At 71.4% G+C, this 22,494-nt stretch carries 18 protein-coding genes; 8 read left to right on the top strand and 10 right to left on the bottom strand.

Annotated features, from left to right (window positions below; translation table 11 throughout):
- Positions 1 to 62 precede the first annotated feature (62 nt).
- Positions 63 to 2,909, bottom strand: coding sequence for a preprotein translocase subunit SecA (gene secA, locus ABZ810_RS07425; protein ID WP_358400450.1), 2,847 nt, complete (start codon positions 2,907 to 2,909; stop codon positions 63 to 65).
- A gap of 182 nt (positions 2,910 to 3,091) precedes the next feature.
- Here secA and ABZ810_RS07420 point away from each other — a divergent pair, with 182 nt between their 5' ends.
- On the top strand, positions 3,092 to 3,427 hold the full coding sequence (locus ABZ810_RS07420; protein WP_358400448.1) for an HGxxPAAW family protein: 336 nt from the start codon (positions 3,092 to 3,094) through the stop codon (positions 3,425 to 3,427).
- Between the two features lie 209 nt (positions 3,428 to 3,636).
- Here ABZ810_RS07420 and ABZ810_RS07415 read toward each other — a convergent pair whose 3' ends face one another.
- From ABZ810_RS07415 to ABZ810_RS07400, 4 genes are all read right to left on the bottom strand, one after another.
- A complete protein-coding gene (locus ABZ810_RS07415) occupies positions 3,637 to 4,815 on the bottom strand; it encodes a crosslink repair DNA glycosylase YcaQ family protein (protein WP_358400445.1) in 1,179 nt (392 codons plus the stop codon).
- A 76-nt stretch (positions 4,816 to 4,891) separates the two neighbouring features.
- Entirely contained in the window at positions 4,892 to 5,548 is a 657-nt protein-coding gene (locus ABZ810_RS07410) for a response regulator transcription factor (RefSeq protein ID WP_358401692.1), read from the bottom strand.
- A 324-nt stretch (positions 5,549 to 5,872) separates the two neighbouring features.
- Positions 5,873 to 6,550 (bottom strand): ribosome-associated translation inhibitor RaiA, encoded by a 678-nt coding sequence (gene raiA, locus ABZ810_RS07405; protein WP_358400442.1) that lies wholly within the window; start codon positions 6,548 to 6,550, stop codon positions 5,873 to 5,875.
- A gap of 709 nt (positions 6,551 to 7,259) precedes the next feature.
- On the bottom strand, positions 7,260 to 7,814 hold the full coding sequence (locus ABZ810_RS07400) for a phosphoribosyltransferase family protein (protein WP_358400439.1): 555 nt from the start codon (positions 7,812 to 7,814) through the stop codon (positions 7,260 to 7,262).
- 186 nt (positions 7,815 to 8,000) lie between these two features.
- Here ABZ810_RS07400 and ABZ810_RS07395 point away from each other — a divergent pair, with 186 nt between their 5' ends.
- Positions 8,001 to 8,156 (top strand): Cys-every-fifth RiPP peptide CefA, encoded by a 156-nt coding sequence (locus ABZ810_RS07395; RefSeq protein WP_358401690.1) that lies wholly within the window; start codon positions 8,001 to 8,003, stop codon positions 8,154 to 8,156.
- Between the two features lie 69 nt (positions 8,157 to 8,225).
- Here ABZ810_RS07395 and ABZ810_RS07390 read toward each other — a convergent pair whose 3' ends face one another.
- The 3 genes from ABZ810_RS07390 to mtrA all read right to left on the bottom strand — a co-directional run bounded on the left by ABZ810_RS07390 (position 8,226) and on the right by mtrA (position 12,587).
- The gene (locus ABZ810_RS07390) at positions 8,226 to 10,214 is read right to left on the bottom strand and encodes an LpqB family beta-propeller domain-containing protein (protein ID WP_358400437.1); all 1,989 of its coding nucleotides are present in this window, start codon (positions 10,212 to 10,214) and stop codon (positions 8,226 to 8,228) included.
- The gene (mtrB, locus tag ABZ810_RS07385) at positions 10,211 to 11,842 is read right to left on the bottom strand and encodes an MtrAB system histidine kinase MtrB (RefSeq protein WP_358400434.1); all 1,632 of its coding nucleotides are present in this window, start codon (positions 11,840 to 11,842) and stop codon (positions 10,211 to 10,213) included. Before mtrB ends, ABZ810_RS07390 begins: the two co-directional genes overlap by 4 nt.
- Before the next feature lie 67 nt (positions 11,843 to 11,909).
- On the bottom strand, positions 11,910 to 12,587 hold the full coding sequence (gene mtrA / locus ABZ810_RS07380) for an MtrAB system response regulator MtrA (RefSeq protein WP_151558308.1): 678 nt from the start codon (positions 12,585 to 12,587) through the stop codon (positions 11,910 to 11,912).
- Positions 12,588 to 12,976: 389 nt separating this feature from the next.
- On the opposite strand from mtrA, the gene ABZ810_RS07375 reads away from it, so the two are divergent.
- The 5 genes from ABZ810_RS07375 to ABZ810_RS07355 all read left to right on the top strand — a co-directional run bounded on the left by ABZ810_RS07375 (position 12,977) and on the right by ABZ810_RS07355 (position 18,549).
- Positions 12,977 to 14,173, top strand: coding sequence for a hypothetical protein (locus tag ABZ810_RS07375; RefSeq protein WP_358400429.1), 1,197 nt, complete (start codon positions 12,977 to 12,979; stop codon positions 14,171 to 14,173).
- Positions 14,170 to 14,940, top strand: a complete 771-nt coding sequence (locus ABZ810_RS07370) for a DUF4129 domain-containing protein (RefSeq protein WP_358400426.1) — start codon at positions 14,170 to 14,172, stop codon at positions 14,938 to 14,940. The genes ABZ810_RS07375 and ABZ810_RS07370 overlap by 4 nt, the downstream gene beginning before the upstream one ends.
- On the top strand, positions 14,937 to 16,202 hold the full coding sequence (locus ABZ810_RS07365) for a DUF4350 domain-containing protein (RefSeq protein ID WP_358400423.1): 1,266 nt from the start codon (positions 14,937 to 14,939) through the stop codon (positions 16,200 to 16,202). The genes ABZ810_RS07370 and ABZ810_RS07365 overlap by 4 nt, the downstream gene beginning before the upstream one ends.
- A 71-nt stretch (positions 16,203 to 16,273) precedes the next feature.
- Positions 16,274 to 17,257, top strand: a complete 984-nt coding sequence (locus tag ABZ810_RS07360) for a MoxR family ATPase (protein ID WP_358401688.1) — start codon at positions 16,274 to 16,276, stop codon at positions 17,255 to 17,257.
- Positions 17,257 to 18,549: a DUF58 domain-containing protein gene (locus tag ABZ810_RS07355; protein WP_358400420.1), complete on the top strand. Its 1,293-nt coding sequence runs from the start codon at positions 17,257 to 17,259 to the stop codon at positions 18,547 to 18,549. The genes ABZ810_RS07360 and ABZ810_RS07355 overlap by 1 nt, the downstream gene beginning before the upstream one ends.
- 46 nt (positions 18,550 to 18,595) lie before the next feature.
- Here the strand turns inward: ABZ810_RS07355 and ABZ810_RS07350 are convergent, their stop codons facing one another.
- Positions 18,596 to 19,591: a stage II sporulation protein M gene (locus ABZ810_RS07350; protein WP_358400417.1), complete on the bottom strand. Its 996-nt coding sequence runs from the start codon at positions 19,589 to 19,591 to the stop codon at positions 18,596 to 18,598.
- Positions 19,592 to 19,685: 94 nt separating this feature from the next.
- Here ABZ810_RS07350 and ABZ810_RS07345 point away from each other — a divergent pair, with 94 nt between their 5' ends.
- Positions 19,686 to 21,131 (top strand): RDD family protein, encoded by a 1,446-nt coding sequence (locus ABZ810_RS07345; protein WP_358400414.1) that lies wholly within the window; start codon positions 19,686 to 19,688, stop codon positions 21,129 to 21,131.
- Positions 21,132 to 21,188: 57 nt separating this feature from the next.
- Here the strand turns inward: ABZ810_RS07345 and ABZ810_RS07340 are convergent, their stop codons facing one another.
- A complete protein-coding gene (locus ABZ810_RS07340) occupies positions 21,189 to 22,472 on the bottom strand; it encodes a M14 family metallopeptidase (protein WP_358400411.1) in 1,284 nt (427 codons plus the stop codon).
- Positions 22,473 to 22,494: the final 22 nt, after the last annotated feature.

The raw sequence follows: 22,494 nt of genomic DNA, 5'->3' as shown, positions 1-22,494 counted from the left end.
TCTTCGGGCGGGAACACGAAACGGCCTCCCGGAGCAGGTCCGGGAGGCCGTTTCGGGGTGTGTCAGTTGTTGCGCGGGTCGCCGTGGCAGCGCTTGAACTTCTTGCCCGAGCCGCAGGGGCACGGGTCGTTGCGCCCGACGCCGGCGTACTCGTCGGCGGCGTCCTCGGAGTGGTGCTCGACACCGCCCTCGCCGTCGACGGTCGGACCGGAGTAGTCGAGCTTGGCGGGACGCTTCGGCTCGTCCAGGCCCTTGGCCTTGATGTGCGGGGCGTCGTCCTCGGGCAGGTCGTCGGTCTCGTCGGGCTTGGCCGACTTGGAGACCTCGACCGGGGCGGCGCCGACCGTGGGGGCCTGCTCCTCCTGGTCCTCGACCTCGACCTCGAGGTTGAAGAGGTAGCCGACCGACTCCTCCTTGATGCCGTCGAGCATCGCGTTGAACATGTCGTAGCCCTCGCGCTGGTACTCGACCAGCGGGTCGCGCTGCGCCATGGCCCGCAGGCCGATGCCCTCCTGGAGGTAGTCCATCTCGTAGAGGTGCTCGCGCCACTTGCGGTCGAGCACGGAGAGGACGACCCGGCGCTCGAGCTCGCGCATGACCTCGCCGCCGAGCTCCTCCTCGCGCTTGTCGTACGCGCCGTTGGCGTCCTCGCGGACCTTCTCGGCGAGCGTCTCGGCGTCGAGGCCGGAGATGTCGCCGCCGACCTCCTCGGCCAGCTCCTCGGTCGTGAGCGAGATCGGGTAGAGCTGCTTGAACGCCTTCCACAACTTCTCGAGGTCCCACTCTTCGGCGAAGCCCTCGCCGGTGGCACCCGCGACGTAGCCGTTGACGACCTCGTCGATCATCCGGCGGACCTGCTCGTGCAGGTCGGCGCCCTCGAGCACGCGGCGGCGCTCGGCGTAGATGACCTGGCGCTGCCGGTTGAGCACCTCGTCGTACTTCAAGACGTTCTTGCGCATCTCGAAGTTCTGCTGCTCGACCTGGCTCTGCGCCGACTTGATCGCGTTCGACACGATCTTGGACTCGATCGGCACGTCGTCCGGGATGTTGAGGCGCGTCATGATCGACTCGACCCGGGCCGAGTTGAACAGCCGCATCAGGTCGTCCTCGAGGGACAGGTAGAAGCGGGACTCGCCGGGGTCGCCCTGACGGCCGGAACGGCCGCGCAGCTGGTTGTCGATGCGGCGCGACTCGTGCCGCTCGGTGGCCAGGACGTAGAGGCCGCCGGCGTCGACGACCTCCTCGTGCTCGCCCTTGACGTCGTCCTTGGCCTTGTCGAGGGCCTCTGGCCAGGCGGCCTCGTACTCGTCGGGCGTCTCCAGCGGGGACAGCCCGCGCTGGTGCAGCTCGAGGTCGGCGCGGAAGTCCGGGTTGCCGCCCAGCATGATGTCGGTGCCTCGGCCGGCCATGTTGGTCGCGACCGTGACGGCGCCCTTGCGGCCGGCCTCGGCGACGATCGCCGACTCCTGCTCGTGGTGCTTGGCGTTGAGCACCTGGTGCGGGATGCCGCGGCGCTTGAGCATCTTGGAGAGCCGCTCGGACTTCTCGACCGAGGTGGTGCCGACCAGGACCGGCTGGCCGTTGTCGTGCCGCTCGGCGATGTCCTCGACGACCGCCTCGAACTTGGCCTGCTCGGTCTTGTAGACGACGTCGGCCACGTCCTCGCGGATCATCGGCTTGTTCGTCGGGATCGGCACGACGTTGACCTTGTAGGTCTTGTTGAACTCGGCCGCCTCGGTGTCGGCCGTGCCGGTCATGCCGGACAGCTTGCCGTAGAGGCGGAAGTAGTTCTGGAGGGTGATCGTGGCGAGAGTCTGGTTCTCGTCCTTGATCGCCACGCCTTCCTTGGCCTCGATGGCCTGGTGCATGCCCTCGTTGTAACGGCGCCCGTGCAGGATGCGGCCGGTGAACTCGTCGACGATCAGGACTTCGCCGTTCATGACGACGTAGTCCTTGTCCTTCTTGTAGAGCTCCTTGGCCTTGAGCGCGTTGTTGAGGAACGAGACCAGCGGCGTGTTCTCCGACGAGTAGAGGTTGTCGATGCCGAGCCAGTCTTCGACCTTCTCGACACCGGCCTCGGTGATGCCGACGGTGCGCTTCTTCTCGTTGACCTCGTAGTCACCGGGGCCGTACTCGTCCACCTGGCCGGCGGTGCTGATCAGCTCGGCGCGCTTGAGACGCGGTGTGATCTTGGCGAACTCGCCGAACCACTTGGAGTTCTGCTCGGCCGGGCCGGAGATGATCAGCGGCGTCCGGGCCTCGTCGATCAGGATCGAGTCGACCTCGTCGACGATGGCGAAGTTGTGGCCGCGCTGGACGCACTCCTCCAGGCTCCACGCCATGTTGTCGCGCAGGTAGTCGAAACCGAACTCGTTGTTGGTCCCATAGGTGATGTCGGCGTTGTACGCGGCCTGGCGCTCTTCGGGCGTCATCTGCGGGAGGATGACACCGACCTCGAGCCCCAGGAACTGGTGAATGCGCCCCATCCACTCGGCGTCACGCTTGGCCAGGTAGTCGTTCACCGTGACCACGTGGACGCCGTCGCCGGACAGCGCGTTCAGATAGGCGGGGAGCACACAGGTGAGGGTCTTGCCCTCACCGGTCTTCATCTCGGCGATATTGCCGAGGTGCAGCGCCGCGCCGCCCATGACCTGCACGTCGTAGTGGCGCTGGCCGAGCACCCGCTTGGCCGCCTCGCGGGCGGTCGCGAACGCCTCGGGCAGGATGTCGTCGAGGGTCTCGCCCTCGGCGATCCGTTCCCGGTACTTGTCGGTCAGCTCGCGCAACTCGGCGTCGCTCATCTCGAGGAAGTCTTCCTCGATCGAGTTGACCTGATCCGCGAGCTTCTTGAGCTTGCGCAGGGTCTTGCCTTCGCCCGCGCGAAGGATCTTATCGATGACTGGCGGCACTCTCGGAGGCTCCTTGCAGATCGTGGTTGACCGCGACCAGCGGCACGCACACCACACGTACGATGCCATCGTAGGCGAGTCCAAGGATGGTCTAGCTCACGCGACGGCGCAATCCAGGCGGCTTTCTGTTTGACTGCCTCGCGACGCGGAAGATCTAAAGTGCACCTAGGGGAGGCGCGAACATGTCAGATGAGCTCGGATCCCACGCCGGACGGCCCAGTTCATGGGTGGCCGTCACGGTCGTCTTCATCGGCTTCGTGATCGGTGGAGTGGCCCTGTGCATCGGCCCGAACTGGATCGTCTTCTGGATCGGGGCGGCGGTCGTCGCGCTCGGCGGGGTCCTGATGGGCGCCGTGCACATCTTCTCGGACGTGGTGGTGGACGCCCCGCGCGAGATCCCGGAGATCGTGGACTACTCGCTCTTCGGCAAGCGCACCGACAGGCGCCGCGGCGGCCTGGCCGGCGAAACGCTCAACAAGCCCATCGCCACCGACACGCACCAGACGCCGCACGGCTGATCCACCCGCCTGAATTCCAGCCCGTCTGCCCCGACCAGGGGCAAGACGGGCTTTCTTCTGCCCGCGTCGCCCCCTCCAGAAGCCCACCCACCAGGCGCCACGCCCGCCCCGGCCGCCCCTGACGGCTGCTCCACCGGCTCCCACGACCGCCCGCCGGACTGAGGGGCGCCCGGCGTTGGGCTCAGGCGGGTGGGCTCAGGCGGGTGGGCTCAGGCGGGTGGGCTCAGGTCTATCGACGGGGTCAGGTGGGACGGGTCGAGGCGGTCGATGCGGAGGGCGTCGCAGCCGACCCAGGCGGCGGCGTTCCACAGGGCGGTGCGCAGGGCCTCGAGGGTGGACTCGACGCGGGCGGGGGTGACGGCCCAGGGCTCCAGGGTCACCTGGCGGGCGATGAGGGTCGTGCCCTCGCGGCCGGGGTCGACGCGGCCGAGCAGCCGTCCGCCCGAGAGCAGGGGCATCGCGAAGTAGCCGTGCACCCGCTTGGCCTTGGGCGTGTAGGCCTCCAGGCGATGGTCGAAGCCGAAGACCCGCGAGGTGCGGGCCCGATCCCACACCAGGGAGTCGAACGGGGAGAGCAGCGTGGTGGTGTGACGGCCGCGGGGCGGGGTCGCGAGGGCCCCGGGGTCGGCCCAGGCGCCGTTCTTCCAGCCCTGGACGCGGACGGGGACCAGGCCCGCGGCCTCGGTGACGGCGTCGACCTGGTCCTGCTTGAGCCGGTAGTAGTCGGCGAGATCGGCCTTGGTGGCGACGCCCAGGGCTCGGCCGGTGTGCGCGACGAGGCGGGCCAGGCAGGTCGCGTCGTCCGGCTCCTGGGCGAGCAACTCGGCGGGCACCGCCCGTTCGGCCAGGTCGTAGACGCGGCGCCAGCCCACACGCTGGACGCAGACCACCTCGCCGATGTCGAGCAGCCACTCGATCGCGATCTTGTGGTCGCTCCACTGCCACCAGTCACCGCCGGCCTTGGCGCCGCCCAGCTCCTTGGTGGTGAGCGGGCCGTCGGTCTGGAGGCGCTTGCGGATCTCGTCGCAGACGTCGTCGGACACCTTGTGCCAGCGCACGCCGCGGGCGCGGAACGCGCGGCGGCGGAAGGCGAACGAGGGCCACTCCGAGATCGGCAGGATGCTGGCGGCGTGCGCCCAGTATTCGAAGGTCGTGCCGCCGCCCCAGTAGGCGTCCTCGACGGCCGCGCGGCCGACCGGGCCGAGCCGGGCGTACGGGACGAGCTCGTGCGAGCGGGCGAGCACGGAGATCGTGTCGAGCTGGACGGCGCCCAGATGCTCCAGGAGGGCCGGAACGCCGCCACGGCGATGGCCGAGACCCGCGGCGCCCAGCAGGCCCTGAGCGCGCAGCTGAATACGGCGGGCCTCGTCGGCGGTCAGTTCGTTCACGCCGCGATCGTAAATCACGACACCGACAAAACGGCTTCGGCGGTGGTGAGGGCCGGGTCAGGGCTCGGGCTCGGGCTCAGGTGATCTCGAGCAGCTTCTCGCGCACCGCGTAGACCACGGCCTCCATCCGGGAGTGCAGCTGGAGCTTCTCCAGGATGTTGCGCACGTGGTTCTTGACGGTGTTCTCGGAGATGAACAGCTCCTTGGCGATCTCCCGGTTGCCCAGACCGCGGGCCACCAGGCGCAGGACCTCCATCTCGCGCTCGGTCAGGCGTGGCGCCGGCACCTGCTGGGTGCGCTCCTCGCTGCGCTTGGCGAGCGAGGCGAACTCGGTGATCAGTTTGGACGCCATCGACGGGCTGATCAGCGACTGGCCGCCGTGGACGGCGCGCACCGCCTGCGGCACCTCGTCGATGGAGATCTCCTTGAGCAGGTAGCCGCTGGCCCCGGCCTTGATCGCCTCGAAGAGGTCCTCCTCCTCGTCGCTGATGGTCAGCATCACGATCTTGGCGCTGGGCGCCGCCTCCTTGATGGCCGTACAGGCCTCGATGCCGCTGCGGCGGGGCATGCGGATGTCCATCAGCACGACGTCCGGGAGCAGGTCGCCGGCCATCTGGACGGCCTCGTGCCCGTCGCCGCCCTCGCCGATGACCTCGATGTCGTCCTCTCCCTGGAGGACCATCTCCAGGCCGCGGCGGAACAGCGCGTGGTCGTCGACGATGAGCACGCTGATCGGATCGGCGGCGGACGCGCTTCCGGCCTCGCCGTCGTTCCGGCGGGACGCGCGTGCCGCACCGCCGGTGGAGTCGCCGGCGGCGGCCTGACGGGGTACCGCCGCGGCGCCGCGAGTCTCGGGATTCTCGCTCACGTGAGGCGCGACGTGGAGGAGACGCCGCTTCCCCCCTTCACAGTGCGTGATCTTGGGTTCGTGGTGGAGCGCTGGGAGGTCCGGGGCCGTCTTCGAGGACGGCCCCGGACCACCGCGTCCGCGGCTGTGCTTCTGACGCCTTTCTAGATCATGACATGATCGGCGCGGTGACGTGACGCAAGTGCCACATCACTCTTCGACAAGGCGGATGACTCCGTAGTCCCAGCCCCGCCGGCGGTAGACGACGGAGGACTGTCCGGTGGCCTTGTCGCGGAAGAGGAAGAAGTCGTGGCCCACCAGCTCCATCTCGAAAAGGGCCTGCTCGATGCCCATGGGCTCGGCCTTGTGGAACTTCTCGCGAACGACGACGGGACAGTCGCCGTCCATGGCGATCGGGACGAGGTGCCCGTCCGTCGTGTTCTCGGCCTCCTCGTAGCCGTCGAGCTCCTGAACGGGCTCGGCGACGGACGTGGCGGTGGCGGCGGTCATCGGCTCGGGCAGAGCCTCGGGCGGCAGGGACTCCATGGTGGCGAGCTTGGCCGGGGCCTTGCCGTGGTGGGCTTTGTGGACCTTCCGCCGGTCGCTGTCTCGGCGCAACCGGGACTCGAGCTTGTCGAGTGCCAGGTCCAGGGCTCCATATCGATCGTCCGCGGCGGCCTCGGCCCGGATGACCGGCCCGCCGTGCCTGATGGTGATCTCGACGCGTTCCCGCCGGTCGGCCTGGCGTGGGTTGCGCTCCTGTGACACCTCCACGTCGACGCGGATGACCTTCTGATTGAGCTTCTCGATCTTGGCCAGCTTGTTGTCGACATGCCGCCGGAACCTGTCATTGACGTCCGTACGGCGGCCCTTCACGATGATGTCCACGCGGGACCCCCCTTCTCCCGATTGCACTCCGCGCTCATGCCAGAACTCCTGATCGTCCTGGCCGAACACCACATCTCGGTGGGTCGCACCCGCCCGGCCGACCTGGTCTTCGTCCCCACATCCGCCTGCTGAGGGGCTCGCGGCGCTTTCGCCACTACTGCCCTTCTCCCGGCACGGGGGATGTCGGATCCCCCGATGGGGCAGGACTTACCTCTAAGGCGCACCGTGATCGGTCGACGAGAAGTCGCCTTACGTGGGCCGTTTCGCCTGCGCCTGGCATCGGCTAGCCGGACCGCCTTCCGTGCCCTCGAAGAGCACTGCGATCCGACGCAACCACGGACCCGGGCGGGTGCCATGTCAGGAACGCTAACCCCTCAGGCCACGAATGTCAGGGGGGTGAACGCAGGAAAAACTCACGGACCGTCATCACCCGAGGCCGAGAGGGCGCTCTCGAACGTTCCCTCGGCCACACTCACGCGCCGCGCATCCCCCTGCACACAGGGGTTAAGGAAAACGCCCCAGCCCAGGTCACAGGCATCTGGCCATCGGGTGAGTTTGAGGAATCCCGACCAACACGATGACTGGTCGTGACTGTTGATATCACGATGATTCAGGCGATCAACGACATCTCGGACGGGATTCGGTGACGCACCGTCACTAGTTGCCACATCATCCGATCTGAGTGAAGAAAGTCACCCTTCCCAGGTCGTCACCACCTCCGTGGCGTCGCCGCCACAGTCGCGGCACCCATGACCACCGCCCCGGCCGCCCGCAGGGCCCGCGCCGCCTCCGCCAGGCTCGCCCCGCTGGTGACCACGTCGTCCACCACCACGACACGCCGCCCCGCCGCCCGTCCGGCCGCCCGCCCGCCCACCTCGAACGCCCCCGCCAGATTGACCGAGCGCGCCGACGCGGACAGCCCCGCCTGGTCGGCCACCCGCCGCCCCTGCCGCAACACGTCCAGCCTCTCCGCCGGCACGCCCGCCGCCCGCAGCTCCCGCACCGCCTCCCCCGCCATCCGCCGCACGGCGTCATGCCCCCGCGCCCGCACCGCCCCCCGAGCCGAGGGCACCGCCACCACCCCCACCACGCCTGGAGCGGGATTCGGCGCGTGGGCCAGAGCGTGGGGCGGGGCGTGGGGCGGGGCGTGGGCCAGAGCATGGGGCGGGGCGTGGGTCAGGGCGGCTTGGACGCTTTGGGCCAGGCAGGTGCCCAGGGGGCGGGCCAGGGCGAGGCGCCCGCGTTCCTTGTGGGCGACGATCATGGCTCGTACGGGGCCCTCGTAGGCCGCCACAGTCCACGTGGCGGGCAGACCGTCCGGGGCCGGTGTCGGAGTGGCCTGGCGGGGATCGGATGCCAGGAGGGCGGCACAGGGGCCGCACAGGGGGCCTGTGGCCGGGCGGGGGGCGAGGAAGGCGCGTGAGACGCCTGGGGTGAGAGGGGTTGGGGGATCACCGCGTGCGGTGGTGAGGGGTGCGATGTGGACGCGTGCGGTGTGGACGCGTGCGGTGTGGACGCGTGCGGTGTGGACGCGTGCGGTGTGGAGGGATGTGCCGCAGGCGGGGCAGGGCTGTGGCAGCACGAGGTCCAGCAGGACTTGGAGTAAGTGCATGAGGAAGATGCTGGCCGGACGCGGGGCCGCCGCGGAAGGGGCGCCGCCGATTGTGGATAACCCTCAGCGGGCGTAGTTGGGATCGGAGCCGTTGATGCGGCAGGACCACTCGCTGTACTGGTCGCGGGGTGCCTGCTGCTGGCAGATCTGGGAACGGTCTCCGCTGCGGGTGCCGATGTAGACGGGCGCGCCGGGGGACGCGGCGATCGACTCGGGCTCGCCGAGGGCGCCGATGCCCAGCGGGGTGATGGCGCTGCCGCTGACCGGGACGAGGTACGGGAGCGCCTGGGAGTCGCCGCCCTTGCGTCCCAGGACGGCCAGCGTGCCGAAGCTGCGCCAGGCGAGGTCCTTGGCGTCGACCAGCTCGGAGCTGACCGGCAGGAAGGCGCCCGCGTCGATGGCTCCGGAGGGGTCGTAGGCGATGCGGCCGATCTGGATCTGGGTGCGGCCGTCCACCTTGACGATGGCCGCGGCGCGGACGCCGTCGCGGGCGACCCGCAGCGAGAGCACCTCACGGCCGCCGAGACCCCAGTGCTCGACGCGCTGGAACCTCTGCCCGCGCTTGCGCACCCACAACCAGGACTCGTCCCTGGCGGTCTCGACGACCCACAGCTGGTTGTTGCGGTCCCAGGTCGGCGGGGTGAAGCGCGAGCCGGGCTGCTGGGACGTCAGCAACGTCTGCAGGTTCGTCGCCGAGGGCAGCTTGTCGCTGTAGAGGACCTTGTCCCCTTCGGGGCTGAGACCGGCGACCTCGAGCTTGTCCGGGGACGCCGCCGGCCGGGCCAGGCGGTAGGCCAGGCCGGTCCACAGCGGGTTCTCCTTGCCGGACAGCAGGCCGCTGAACTGCCCCTTGGACCCGATGAAGTACGGGGTCTCGGTGCTCTCCTTCTCCTCGCTCAGCTGGCCGTCGGGGTTGTACTCCTGCCACGACCGGATCGGCTGAGTCTCGTCGTGGCCCTCGGGCGCGATCTCCTCGCCGTCGATCCGCAGCCGCCACTGCTTGATGTCGGACAGCTGCCGCAACGTCCAGCTGAGCTGGGCGGACATGCGCTCGGGATCACCGGCGCGGGCCTGGCCGCTGAGGTTGACGGTGGCGATGTCCTTGTCGATGTGGACGTCGCCGACCAGCTTGGTGTCGGCCGGGAAGGCGCTCTTGACCGCCGGGCTCAGCCAGGACGTGGGCCCGGTGAGCAGCGCGCGCACCAGGTGGGTGGCCAGGTGCCGCCGGTTGGCCAGCGGCAGGAAGATCCCGTTGGGCACGAGCTGCTGCTGGTCGGGCGTGAAGAAGTAGAGGTTCATGGTGCGGAACGCGCGGTCGACGTCCGCCTTGGTCAGCAGCAGGCTGGCGCGCACCTCCGGCGGCAGGCCGGTGATCCGCCACGCGCCCTGCTGGGTCTTGGTCAGCTCGAAGCTGACCTCGACCCGCTTGGGGTCGGCGGTGTACTGGCCCTCCGGCAGGATCGCGCCGAGCTGGTCGCCGGCGACCTTCACGGTGGCCTGGGTCTCGCTCATCTTGTCGATGCGCGGTGCGAAGCGGCGGTCCTGGAAGACGGTCACCGCGGGCCTGGCACCGGGCTGCCAGCCGGTGTTGCCCGACAGGTACTCGCGCGCCACCCGGTGGTCGTCGTCGAAGCTCGCCGACGCGTACAGGAAGCCCGAAACGATCTGCTCCGGCGACCAGCCCGCCTTGGGCCGCACCGGGATGAGCCGCACGTACGGGTCGTCGGCCTGCTCGGCCCGGTCGGCGGAACGGCCGGAGACGACCCGGCCGCCACTGGGCACGGTCGCGCACGCCGTGCTCGCCAGCAGCAGGGCCGCCGCGCACCCCGTCAGCCGGACGATCGGCCCGTTCGCCCGCCTGCCCGCGGCCGCACGAACATCGTCCGCTCGGCTGTCGGCGGCCGCGTGAGAGTCGTGCGTGCGGCCGTGGGTCGCGTCCGCTCGGCTGTCGGCGGCCGCGTGAGAGTCGTGCGTGCGGCCGTGGGTCGCGTCCGTTCGGCCTGCGGCTCCGCGAAGGACGTTCCTGTGGGTGAGAGGGCTGCGGAGGTTCATTCGCTCACCTCCAGCTCGGCGAAGAGGGGGCGGGCGCTGCCCGCGCCCAGCGGGACGAGCGGCAGCGGCGAGCCGCGCAGCTCGGCGCCGGCGACGCGGGGCAGCGACAGCCGGAACTGCGAGCCGACGCCCGGCTCGCCCCAGGCCTGGAGCCAGCCTCCGTGCAGCTGGGCGTCCTCGCGCGAGATCGACAGGCCGAGGCCGGTGCCGCCGGTGGTGCGGGCCCGGGCCGGGTCGGCGCGCCAGAACCGGTCGAACACCATCTGGCCCTCCCCCGGCTTGAGGCCCACGCCGTGGTCGCGCACGGCCACGGCGACGGCGTCGCGGTCGGCGGCGACGGAGACGACGATCTCCTCGCCCTCGCCGTGCTCGACGGCGTTCACCAGGAGGTTGCGCAGGATGCGCTCGACGCGGCGGCGGTCGACCTCGGCCATGCAGGGCTCGCCGGGCAGCTGGAGCACGACCTTGCTGCCCTTGCGCTCGGCCAGCGTCTGCGAGTCGCCCACCGCGCGCAGCACCAGGTCGCGGACGTCGACGGACTCGGCGTCGAGGGTCGCGGCGCCGGCGTCGTGCCGGCTGATCTCCAGCAGGTCGGCGAGCAGCGACTCGAAACGTTCGAGCTGGCTCTGCAGCAGCTCGGCGGACCGCCCGACGGACGGGTCGTCGAACGTGTCGCGGTGCTCGTAGAGCATGTCGGCCGCGATCCGGATGGTCGTGAGGGGCGTGCGCAGCTCGTGCGAGACGTCCGACACGAACTGCCGCTGCACCTGCGACAGGTCCTCCAGCTCGCCGATCTTGTCTTGCAGGTTGGCGGCCATGTCGTTGAACGAGGTGGCGAGCCGGGCGAGGTCGTCCTCACCGCGCACCCGCATGCGCTCCTCGAGCCGTCCGGCCGCCAGCCGCTGGGCGCCCTGGGCCGCCAGCCGCACCGGGATGACGACCTGCCGGGTGACCAGCGACGCGATCGCCGCCAGCAGCACCACCAGCACCACGCCGACGCCCACGAGGGTGCGCTGCACGTCGGTCAGGGTCTTCTGCTCCTGGGTGAGCGGGAACAGGTAGTAGAGCTCGAACTGCCCGGCGCGGCCGCCCACGATGAGGCCGCGCTCGGACCGCCGGTCGTTGTACGAGAGCGTCCCGTAGGTGCTCGCCGTGCCGGGCCTGGCGCCGGCCGACGCCTGCCGGAGCTCCTCGCGCAGGCGCCGCGGCACGCTCTCCTGCCTCAGCTCGTTGGTGGTCCAGCCGTCGACGAACTCGTTGGACGTGTCGCGGATGTAGACCTCGTAGAGCCCGGAGGGGCCGCTGCGCGCCTTGAGGTTGTTGACCACCGTCTCCGGCCGGGTGCCGGTCTCGGCCGAGCTGGCCAGGTCGCGGCGGACCGCGGCGAGGCCCTCGTCCAGCTGGCCGACCGCCGTGTTGGTCTTGGCCTCCATCAGCGCCGCGGTGATCTGCAGCTGCAGGAAGACGCCGAGGAGCGCCACCACGACGACCGAGATGACCAGCGTGGACGTGACCACCCGGACCTGGATCGACCGGCGCCAGCGCGTGTAGAGCCGCCGGGTCGCGCCGCGCACGATCCGGCGGAACGTGACGAGTCCGCGCCGCACGTTCCGCTTGATCGACGTCATGGCCGGCATGGCCGTGGGTTCCTGCCGTTCACCGGGGGGTCCGAGGTTTCCTGGCGAGCGCGGCCGATCAGGCCGGTCCGGCCTTGTAGCCGACGCCGCGCACGGTCACCACGATCTCGGGCCGCTCCGGGTCCTTCTCGATCTTGGCGCGGAGCCGCTGCACGTGGACGTTCACCAGGCGGGTGTCGGCGGCGTGCCGGTAGCCCCAGACCTGCTCCAGCAGCACCTCGCGGGTGAACACCTGGCGCGGCTTGCGGGCCAGGGCGACCAGCAGGTCGAACTCCAGCGGGGTGAGCGGGATGTGCTTGTCGCCGCGCTTGACCGAGTGGCCGGCCACGTCGATGGTGATGTCGCCGATCAGCAGGGTCTCCGGCGCGGGCTCGTCGGTGCGGCGCAGCCGGGCGCGCACCCGGGCCACCAGCTCCTTGGGCTTGAACGGCTTGACTATGTAGTCGTCGGCGCCCGACTCGAGCCCGAGGACCACGTCGACGGTGTCGCTCTTGGCCGTCAGCATGACGATCGGGATGCCGGACTCGGCGCGGATCTGGCGGCACACGTCGATGCCGTCCGCCCCCGGAAGCATCAGGTCGAGCAGTACGAGGTCGGGCCGGGTCTCCCGGAACGCCTCCAGCGCCTTGTCGCCGTCGTGGACGAACGACGGCTCGAAGCCCTCGCCCCTCAGCACGATGCCAAGCATTTCAGCGAGCGCGAGGTCGTCATCGACGACCAGTACACGTCCTCTCATGGCCCTCATCGTCACAAAGTCGGGGTTCGGTGGAGTGGGGTGGTGAAAATTACAGCTTGAGGTGCAAGGTTACCCGCGTTTGCCTTGTACATGACCCCTCCTGGCCACCGTCACCGGCACATGCGGTACCCCCGCCCAGTTTCAGAGGCCGGATCGTCGACATCCGCCCAAGGGCCTGACCCTTGCTTGACCGGGATTTGCACGGTCTCACGACCACCGCCTGACCGGGAGTGTCCAGCAAACTCCAGAACATTGGCGAATCGCCGGAACGGCCGCCACTTCGCCGCTGATCGACATTTCGGGCACCCGGCTCGTGACAGGATGACCTGAACGCCGCGCGGCCTGACGTGAACGGCCGCGATCACACCGGGGAGCAGGGGACACCGAACATGCCGGGAACGAAGGGCTGGGAGCCTGACCAGGCCACCCTCCTGGGCGGCGACGTCCCGTTCCGGCCGATGTCCATCTCGGAGATCATGGACGGCGCGATCGCCGGGATCCGTCGCCACCCCCGGGCCACGCTGGGCCTCTCGGTGGTGATCACCACGGTGATCCAGGTGATCGGTTCACTGACGGCGTACTACCTCGTCGGGCCGCAGTCGAGCAGCAGCCTGACCGAGAGCGAGTTCTGGAACTCGCTGGGCACCCAGATCTGGCTCACGGTCATGGGCCTGACCCTCTCGGCGTTCGGGATCGTCCTGTTGTCAGGGTTCCTGGGGCCGGTGCTGGGCCGCAGCATGTTCGACCGGCCCGCCTCGCTCCGCCAGGCCTGGCGCGACACGCGGCCCCGGCTGGGCCGCCTGTTCGTCGTCTCGGCCGTGGCCATCGTGGCGCCGCTGCTCTTCCTGACGCTGGCCGTGCTGCCGTTCGCGCTCCTGGTCGCGGCGGAGGCGCACCCGGCGGTGATCGCGCTGGCCGGACTGATCGGCATCCCGGCCGGGCTGGGCCTGATGATCTGGGTGTACGTGCTGCTGGTGCCGGCCGCTCCCGCCGTGGTGCTCGAACGGCAGAGCCTCACCGGGGCGCTGGGCCGGGCCGCCGCGCTGTCCAGGCGCCGCTGGTGGCGAACGTGCGGAACGTTGCTGCTGACCGTGATGATCACGTTCTTCATGGGGTTCTTCGCGCTGCGCATCCCGTTCCTGGTCGCCGACACGATCTTCTTCGACGAGGATCCGCACGGCACCGAACTGGTCCTCAAGATCGCCCTGGACACGGTCGGCCGGATCGTCAGCTGGTCGGTCGTCCTCCCGTTCGACGCGGGCGTCATCGCCCTGCTCTACTTCGACCGCCGCATGCGGCGCGAGGGCCTCGACCTCGACCTGCGCACCCGCCCGGACGACGACGCCCCGCCCCACCCGGTCGCGCCCGCCCCGCAGCCCGAGGGCGCTCCGCAGGCCGAGGACGGGCCGCACGCCGTGGGCGCTTCGCAAGGCGTAGCCGCCGGTGTGCCCGGGTCGGCGGGAGCGGCGGCCGGCGGGCGGGGGGCGCGGCCGGACGATGACGGGTTCTTCGACCTCTGGCGGCCCAGCCCGCTGATCGCCCAGCCGTACGCCGGGCGGCCGACCACCCCCCGGGGCAGCTCATGATCCTCGATCCGATCGGGCGGGACGAGGCCCGCGAGGCGGCCCGCCGCGAGCTGGAGAAGCCGATCTACCACCAGGACGACCCGTCCTGGCTGGAACGGCTCTGGAACCGCTTCACCGAATGGCTCGGCCGGCTCTTCGAGGAGTCGTCCGCCCCGCAGGCGCACGGCAACGGCGGCGGCTGGGTCTCCATCGTGATCATCGTGGTGATCCTGCTGGCGGCGATCGCCCTGATCCTGTGGGTGATGCGCGGCCGCCGCAACGCCAGGTCCCGCAAGGAATCCCTGCTCGAGGAGACCCCCACGCGGGCCCGCGACCACCGCGACGCGGCCGAGGACCACGCCGCCGCCGGACGGTGGCGCGAGGCCATCCGCGAACGGCTCCGCGCGATCGCCCGCGACCTGGAGGAACGCGCGATCCTCGGTCCCCGGCCCGGCCGTACCGCCGACGAGCTCGCGGCGGAGGCGGGCGACGCCCTGCCCGACCTGGCCGACGAGCTGGCCGCGGGCGTACGGATCTTCGACGACGTCTGGTACGGCGACCGGCCGGGCACGCCCGACGGCTACGCCGCGCTCACCCGCCTGGAGGAACGGGTGCGGGCCGCCCGCCCCCGCCCGCTGGGCGGCGACGACGACGCCGAGCCCGAATCCGCCGAGGCCAGGGTGCTCCAGGCGGCCGGCGGCCCCTGGCGCGCACCGTACGTCCCGGCCGACGGCGACGGCACCAGCGACGGCACGACCGGCGGCGCCAGCGGCGGTGAGCGGCGATGACCAGCACGATCGCACCGGCGCCGGGCGGCGCACCGTCCGGAGGCGCGCCCACCGGCGGGAACGGCGGCACAGGCACGAACGGGGGCGGCGGCAACGGGGAGCCGACGGCCCGCCAGGTCGCCGGACGCCGCTTCCGCGCGTCCCGCGGCATCGCCCTGGTGATCCTCGCGATGATCGCCGTGGCCGTCGTCCTGGCCGCCCTGAAGCCGTCGGTGACGCCGCAGTACCTCGACCCCACCGCGCCCGGCGAGGGCGGCACCCGCGCGCTCGCCGAGATCATCAAGCAGCGCGGCTCGTCCGTCTCGGTGGCGCGCGGCGCCGACGACGCCGTCCGGCAGGCCTCCCCCGGGTCCCTGCTGGTGGTCACCCGGCCGGAACGCCTCACGCAGGCCGACGTGTCCAGGCTCCGCGGCACGACCGGCGACCTCCTGCTCGTGGAGCCGTCCCGCGACCTCCTCGAAGCCGTCGCGCCCGGCGTCCAGCCGGCCGGGGGCAGCTTCGAGCGGACGGCGGACCCCAAGTGCTCCCTGCGAGAGGCGACGCTCGCGGGCCGGGTCGAGTTCGACCGCTCGCAGACCTACGAGCTCCCCGCGGGCGCGATCGGCTGCTACCGCGCCGAAGAGCACCCGCGCCTCGTCCAGTTGCCGCCCAATCTCGCCAACGGCCGTACGGTGACCGTCCTCGGGTCGGCGACCCCGCTGACCAACGAGAACCTCACCGCAGAGGGCAACGCGGCCCTGGGGATGAACCTCGCCGGCGCACGGCCGTCGGTGGTCTGGCTGATCCCCGACCTCCCGCCGGCCGGCACCCGCAGCGGCGACCAGTCGTTCTTCGACCTCGTCCCGTTGAAGGTGCACCTGTTCGCCCTGCAGCTGGTCGTGGCGGTCGTCCTCATCGCGTTGTGGCGGACGCGGCGGCTCGGGCCGGTGGTCACCGAGACCCTGCCGGTGATCGTGCGTTCCGCCGAGACCGTCGAGGGCCGCGCCCGGCTCTACCGGGCCCACCGCGCCCGCGACCGGGCCGCCGCCGCGCTGCGCTCCGGAGCCCTGGAACGGCTCGTACCGCTGCTCGGGCTGCCGCGCAGCGCCGCGCAGGACCCCGCCTCGGCGCACGAGATCATCACCGCGGTCGCGGCCCGCACCAACGCCGGCGAGGCGGCGGTGCACGCGGCGCTGTACGGTCCTGAGCCGGCGGACGACGAGCAACTGGTGGGGCTCACCGACTTCCTCGACGACCTGGAAAGGCAGGTTCGGCAATCGTGAACAATCCCGTGGAGCTCGCCAAGGACGGCGAATCCCCCGCCGACGCCCCCGGCGCCGGATCGGCCGGCGCGGTGGACACGCCACCCGCGGGCGCGGCCGGCGGCGCGGAGGCCGACGCCGCGCGCAAGGCCCTGGCGGCGCTGCGCGCCGAGGTGGGCAAGGCCGTCGTCGGCCAGGACTCGGTGGTGACCGGCCTGGTCATCGCGCTGCTGTGCCGCGGCCACGTGCTGCTGGAGGGCGTGCCCGGCACCGCCAAGACGCTGATGATCCGGACGTTGTCGCAGGCGCTCGATCTCGGCTTCAAGCGGGTGCAGTTCACGCCCGACCTGATGCCCGGCGACGTCACCGGCTCGCTGATCTACGACAACCGGACCGCGGAGTTCGAGTTCCGCGAGGGCCCGGTGTTCACCAACCTGCTCCTCGCCGACGAGATCAACCGGACGCCGCCCAAGACCCAGGCGTCCCTGCTCGAGGCGATGGAGGAACGTCAGGTGTCGGTCGAGGGCACCGGGCGCCCGCTGCCCGACCCGTTCATCGTCTGCGCCACCCAGAACCCGATCGAGTACGAGGGCACGTACCCGCTGCCCGAGGCGCAGCTCGACCGGTTCCTGCTCAAGCTGACCGTTCCGGTGCCGGCCAGGGACGACGAGATCGCGATGTTGCAGCGGCACGCCGCCGGGTTCGACCCGCGCGACCTGTCGCAGATCGTCGCGGTCGCGGGCGCCGGCGACCTGGCCGCCGGCCGGGCCGCGGTGCGCGGCGTGCACCTCGACCCGAAGGTCGCCGCGTACGTCGTCGACCTGTGCCGGGCCACCCGCCAGTCGCCGTCGCTCCAGCTCGGCGTCTCCCCCCGTGGGGCGACCGCGCTGCTGGCCACGTCGCGGGCCTGGGCGTGGTTGTCGGGCCGCGACTACGTGACGCCGGACGACGTGAAGGCGCTGGCCCGCCCGACGCTCCGCCACCGGGTGCAGCTGCGCCCCGAGGCCGAGCTCGAGGGCGCGACCGCGGACGGCGTGCTGGAGGGCATCCTCGCCCACGTCCCCGCCCCGCGCTGATGGCGCTGACCGGGCGTCTGGGGCTGCTCGCGCTGCTCGGCGCGGCCGTCCCGCTCCTGCTCCCGAGCTGGTGGACGCTGTTCGCGATCTGGGGCGCCCTGCTGCTCCTCGTCGTGCTCGACCTGGCGCTGGCGGGGAACGTCCGCGCGCTGCGCTTCCACCGTTCCGGCGACACCAACGTGCGGCTCGGCCAGACCGCGCACGTCGGGCTCATCGTGGAGAACCTCGGCGGCCGCCGGGTCAAGGCGCGGCTGCGCGACGCCTGGCCGCCGAGCGCGCACGCCGCCCCGCGCACGGTCAAGATCAGCGTGCCGCCCGGTGAACGCCGCCGCGTCGACATGACGCTCGTGCCGTCCCGGCGCGGCGACCGCACCGCGGTGACCGTGACGGTCCGTTCGGTCGGCCCGCTGGGCCTGGCCGCGCGCCAGCTCTCACGCTCCGCGCCCTGGACCGTGCGCGTCCTGCCGGCCTTCCCGTCCCGCCGCCACCTGCCCGCCAAGCTGGCCAGGCTGCGCGAGCTGACCGGCCAGCACGTGGCGCTCATCCGCGGGCAGGGCACCGAGTTCGACTCGCTGCGCGAGTACGTGGACGGCGACGACGTGCGCTCGATCGACTGGCGGGCCACCGCCCGCCGCGCCGACGTGGTCGTCCGCACGTGGCGGCCCGAGCGCGACCGCCGGATCTACCTCGTCCTCGACACCGGCCGCACCTCCGCCGGCCGCGTCGGCGACATCCCGCGGCTCGACTGCTCGATGGACGCGGCGCTGCTGCTCGGCGCGCTCGCGTCCCGCGCGGGCGACCGGGTCGACCTCCTCGCCTACGACCGCCAGGTGCGGGCCAGGGTCGAGGGCGCCTCCCGCTCCGACCTGTTGACCGCGATGGTGCAGGCCCTCGCGCCGATCGAGCCCGAGCTGATCGAGTCCGACGCCGCCGGGATGGTCTCCACGCTCATGTCGCGCGTCCGGCAGCGCTGCCTGGTCGTGCTCCTGACCGACCTCAACCCCGCCGCGATCGAGGAGGGCCTGCTGCCGGTGCTGCCGCAGCTCACCTCGCGCCACCTGCTGATGATCGCCGCCGTCTCGGATCCGCGCGTCGGCGAGATGGCCGCGGCCCGCGGCGACCTGGCCTCGGTGTACGACGCGTCCGCCGCCGAACGTGCCCGCGCCGAACGCCGCCGCCTCACCGCCGAGCTCCGCAAGTACGGAGTCGAGGTCGTCGACGCTCCCCCGGACGAGTTGGCCCCCGCCCTGGCCGACGCCTACCTGGCCCTGAAAACCGCCGGCCGCCTCTGACCGCCGCGCCTGGGGGGTCGGACCAGGCGGCGGCGTTGGGGGCTGGTCAGGCGGCGGTGGGGGCCCGGTCGGGGCCGTCGAGGATGTCGGTGGTCTCGCCGGCGCGGACGGCCCGGCGGCCCAGGACGAAGATGTAGGTGAGGAACGCGACCTCGGCGACGACCCCGATGCCGATGCGGAGCCAGGTCGTGTGGACCCAGCCGGTCACGAAGCCCTCGATCAGGCCGGACACGAAGAGCACGACGATCAGGCCCAGGGCGATGTTCATCGTCGATCTGCCCTCTTCGGGCAGGGCCTGCGAGCGTGGCCGGTGACCCGGGTCGATGATCGTCCATCCGAGCCTCAGCCCGGCCGCGCAGGCCAGGTAGACGGCGGTCAGCTCGAGCAGGCCGTGCGGCAGGATCAGGCCGAAGAAGATGTCGCCCTTGCCGTGGGCGACCATCAGGCCGCCGGTGAGGCCCAGGTTGAGCTGGTTCTGGAACAACACCCAGATCACCGGGATGCCCAGCAGGATGCCGAAGATGATCGCGACCGCGGACACCCAGGCGTTGTTGATCCAGACCTTGAACGCGAACGAGGCCGCCGAGTGCTCGGTGTAGTAGTTGGCGAAGTCCTTCTCCACCAGCTCGCGGATCTGTCCCGGCGTGCCGATGGAGGCCTGGACGTCGGGGTTCTTGACGATCCAGATCGCGACGGCCAGCGAGAACAGGTTGCCCAGCACCGCGCAGCCGATCCACCACCAGCGCATCCGGTAGGCGGTCGCCGGGAACGACACGGTGAAGAAGCGCGACACGTCCCGCCACATCGGCGCCTGGGCACCGGCGACGGCGGCCCTGCCGCGCGCCACCAGCGACGTCAGCCGCCCCACGAGCAGCGGATCGGGCGAGCTCGAACGCACCACCGACAGGTGGGTCGCGGTGCGCTGGTAGAGCTCGACGAGTTCGTCGACCTCGGCGCCGCTGAGCTTGCGGCTGTTGTTGATCAGCCGCTCGAGCCGCTTCCACTCTTCGTCATGGGCGGCCACATAGGCATCGACGTCCACCTGGGGAGAGTAACGTGTCGGGTCACCGACCGGGCAAAATGGACTCGTTCCCTGCCCGCCGATCGGGCCCGACGCCCGACGCTGGAGGACGTACATGGCCGAGCTCGTCACCGGTGAGGCCGTCGCGGTCGAGGTCAAGGTCGCACGGCTCGCCAGCCGTGCGCTGGCGCTCCTCATCGACCTGATGCTCCAGCTGGTCATCCTCAACTTCGCGCTGGTCCTGGCGCGGATGACGGTGCTGGTCGCCGACGACGCGTGGGCGGCCGGGATCGCGATCCTGACGACCGTCCTGGTGCAGGTGGGCTACCCCTGCGTCTTCGAGACGGCCACGCGGGGCAGGACGCTGGGCAAGCTGGCGCTGGGGCTGCGGGTGGTGTCGGACGACGGCGGGCCGGTCCGGTTCCGGCAGGCGCTGTTCCGCGCGCTGGCCGGGTGGCTGGAGTTCTGGGTCTTCGCCGGGGCCCCGGCGCTGATCTCGTCGCTGATGAGCAGGCGCGGCAAGCGGCTCGGCGACCTCTTCGCGGGCACCGTGGTGATCCAGGAACGGACGACCAGCACCACGATCTACGGCCCGGTCGCGGTGATGCCGCCGCAGCTCGCGGGCTGGGCGCAGAACCTCGAGATCTCGCAGCTGTCGGACGACCTCGCGATGACCGCTCGGCAGTACCTGGCGCGCTTCTGGGACCTGCTGCCGGAGGTGCGCGACGCGCTGGGCCAGCGGATCGCCGACCAGGTGACCGCCGTGGTGAGCCCGCCGCCCCCGGCGGGCGTGCGCCCCGAGATCCTGCTCTCCGCCATCCTGGCCGAACGGCGTCGCCGGGACGAATGGCGGCTCGCGCAACGCCGCGCCCGCCGGATGCGCGTCGCCGGACAACACTTCGGCGCCGCCTGGCCGGGTCCGGCCAACCCCGCGCCGGAGCCCGCGATGGCCATGGCGGGCTCGCCTCCGGTCGCGGCGACCCCCTCGGGGCCGCCCGCTCCCCCGCCGTTCAGCGCCCCCGCCCCGGGCCGTCCCGCCTTCCTGCCGCCCCCCAACTACGGCTCAGGCCCGTACCAGGACGTCCTGACCCCGGCTCCCCCCGGCGCTCCGGGCGGCCCCGGCGCCCCCGGCTGGCCGGGCGGGCCTGGCTGGCCCGGCGCTCCCGGTGGGTCCGGCTGGCCCGGCGCTCCCGGTGGTGCCGGTGGGCCTGGCTGGTCTGATGGGACGGGTGCGTTTGGTGGGCCGGCGGCCCAGCAACCTCCGTACGGCGGGCAGCCGCCGCGTCCTGCGTATGGGGCGGCACCTCCGCAGCCGCCGTACGGCGGGGCGCCGCAACAGCAGCCTCCGTACCCGCCGCAGGGGCCGTATCCGCCGCAGGGGCCGTACACACAGCAGCCTCCGTACGCGCAGCAGGGGCCGTACGCGCCGCAACAGCAACAACAGCAGCCGCAACAGCCGCCGCCTCACCCGCATCCTTATGGGCGACCGCCGGGGCAGCAGCCGTACGGGCAGCAGGCCCAGCAGCAGCCGCCCTATCCGCCGCCCGAGCAGCACCCCTGACCGCTTCCCACCGGATGACCCGGGTCGGGGCCCGGTGGGAAGACGGCCAGGCGGGGCTTAGGGCGTGCCGCAGTACTGCTGCTGCTTGCCGATGGACCGGTACGGGCAGTCGGCGTACTCGGTGAGCCTCAGGAGGGCCTCACGGTTGCGGGTGATGAGGGTGTCGATCTGGGAGACGGCCGGGTAGAAGCTGCCGCCGCCGAGTTCGAAGGTGTACGAGAAGATGCGCTGGTTGCCCCACGTCCAGTCGTCGGTCGTCCCGTCGGTGATGTAGAGGTCGCTGGCCTGTTCGGGCGTGTACCCGTTCGTCGAGGCCAGTTCGCGGCCGATGGTGCGGTGCGCGGCCTCCTCGTCCACCGACATCGCGCCGGGCACGGTGTTGGAGTAGGTGTAGCCGAACGGCCACAACACCAGCGGCCCGTACGAGTGGATGTCCAGGAAGATCTTCAGCTGCTGGGTGCCGCCGACGACCCGGCTGCGCACGAAGTTGGAGACGACCTTGGTCTCCGGCTCGGACTCGGCCGAGGGCCCGCGGTAGGTCTCGCTCGACCCGCTGCCGGACGAACCGCCGCAGCAACCCCAGCGGTAGGCGAAGTTGCGGTTGAGGTCGGTGCCGGTCGAGGTCGAGTTGGGGCGCCGGTTCTTGCGCCACATGCGGCCCGCCGAGACGTCGCTGGTCATGTCGTAGACCTGGCCGTCGGGGTTGGTGATCGGCAGGATGTAGATCTCCCGGCTGTTGACCAGGTTGGTGATGCGCGTGGTGGCGTTGTACTCCTTGGTGAGGATGCCGATGAAGTACAGCGCCTGCTCGTTGGTGAGCCGTTCACGCGCGTGGATGTTGCCGATGTAGAGCACCTCGGGCTCGGCCTCGTCGGACGCCACGTTGTCGCTGATCTTGACGCCGACCATGTCGCGGCCCTGGTAGCTCTTGCCGAACACGACCTTGCGCGCGATCTGCGGGTAGTTGGCCACCACCTGGTCGATCTCGGCGAGCGTCTCGGCGTAGGTGTGGTACGAGGTCGCGGCGACGCTGGGCGCCGACGGCGCGGGCGTGGGGACGCGCAGCGCGGTGACCTTGAGGCCCAGTCTCCTGATCGCGCCGACCTCGGACGGGATCGCGCTGACCTCGACCGAGCCGTCCGCCCGGACGTTGTCGATCGCGGCGCCGGTACGGGCGACCTGGGAACGTTGCTGCGCCGTCGTCGCGCCGGTGACCAGGTATTGCCCGGACGGGGGCTCGGCGGCGGGGGCGGCCGCGCCGGCGCTCGACTGGCCTGTCAGGACCAGGACGAACGCCGCGAGGACGGCGGCGAGGGGAGCGAATCTTCGGGGGATCACCATGTGACGGGACACCTGCCATTCG

This window comes from Spirillospora sp. NPDC047279 (assembly GCF_040643285.1).
Lineage (GTDB): Bacteria > Actinomycetota > Actinomycetes > Streptosporangiales > Streptosporangiaceae > Spirillospora.
Note: the sequence above shows the minus strand (reverse complement) of the source record. Positions and strands in the feature narration are given on the sequence as shown.

Bases quoted from the DNA above. Each gene is read 5' to 3' on its own strand.
- ABZ810_RS07375 (WP_358400429.1), top strand. From the start codon at position 12,977: ATGCCGGGAACGAAGGGCTGGGAGCCTGACCAGGCCACCCTCCTGGGC.
- ABZ810_RS07390 (WP_358400437.1), bottom strand. From the start codon at position 10,214: ATGAACCTCCGCAGCCCTCTCACCCACAGGAACGTCCTTCGCGGAGCC.
- ABZ810_RS07370 (WP_358400426.1), top strand. From the start codon at position 14,170: ATGATCCTCGATCCGATCGGGCGGGACGAGGCCCGCGAGGCGGCCCGC.
- ABZ810_RS07400 (WP_358400439.1), bottom strand. From the start codon at position 7,814: ATGATCGTCGCCCACAAGGAACGCGGGCGCCTCGCCCTGGCCCGCCCC.
- ABZ810_RS07340 (WP_358400411.1), bottom strand. From the start codon at position 22,472: ATGGTGATCCCCCGAAGATTCGCTCCCCTCGCCGCCGTCCTCGCGGCG.
- ABZ810_RS07345 (WP_358400414.1), top strand. From the start codon at position 19,686: ATGGCCGAGCTCGTCACCGGTGAGGCCGTCGCGGTCGAGGTCAAGGTC.
- mtrA (WP_151558308.1), bottom strand. From the start codon at position 12,587: ATGAGAGGACGTGTACTGGTCGTCGATGACGACCTCGCGCTCGCTGAA.
- ABZ810_RS07355 (WP_358400420.1), top strand. From the start codon at position 17,257: ATGGCGCTGACCGGGCGTCTGGGGCTGCTCGCGCTGCTCGGCGCGGCC.
- ABZ810_RS07420 (WP_358400448.1), top strand. From the start codon at position 3,092: ATGTCAGATGAGCTCGGATCCCACGCCGGACGGCCCAGTTCATGGGTG.
- mtrB (WP_358400434.1), bottom strand. From the start codon at position 11,842: ATGACGTCGATCAAGCGGAACGTGCGGCGCGGACTCGTCACGTTCCGC.
- ABZ810_RS07365 (WP_358400423.1), top strand. From the start codon at position 14,937: ATGACCAGCACGATCGCACCGGCGCCGGGCGGCGCACCGTCCGGAGGC.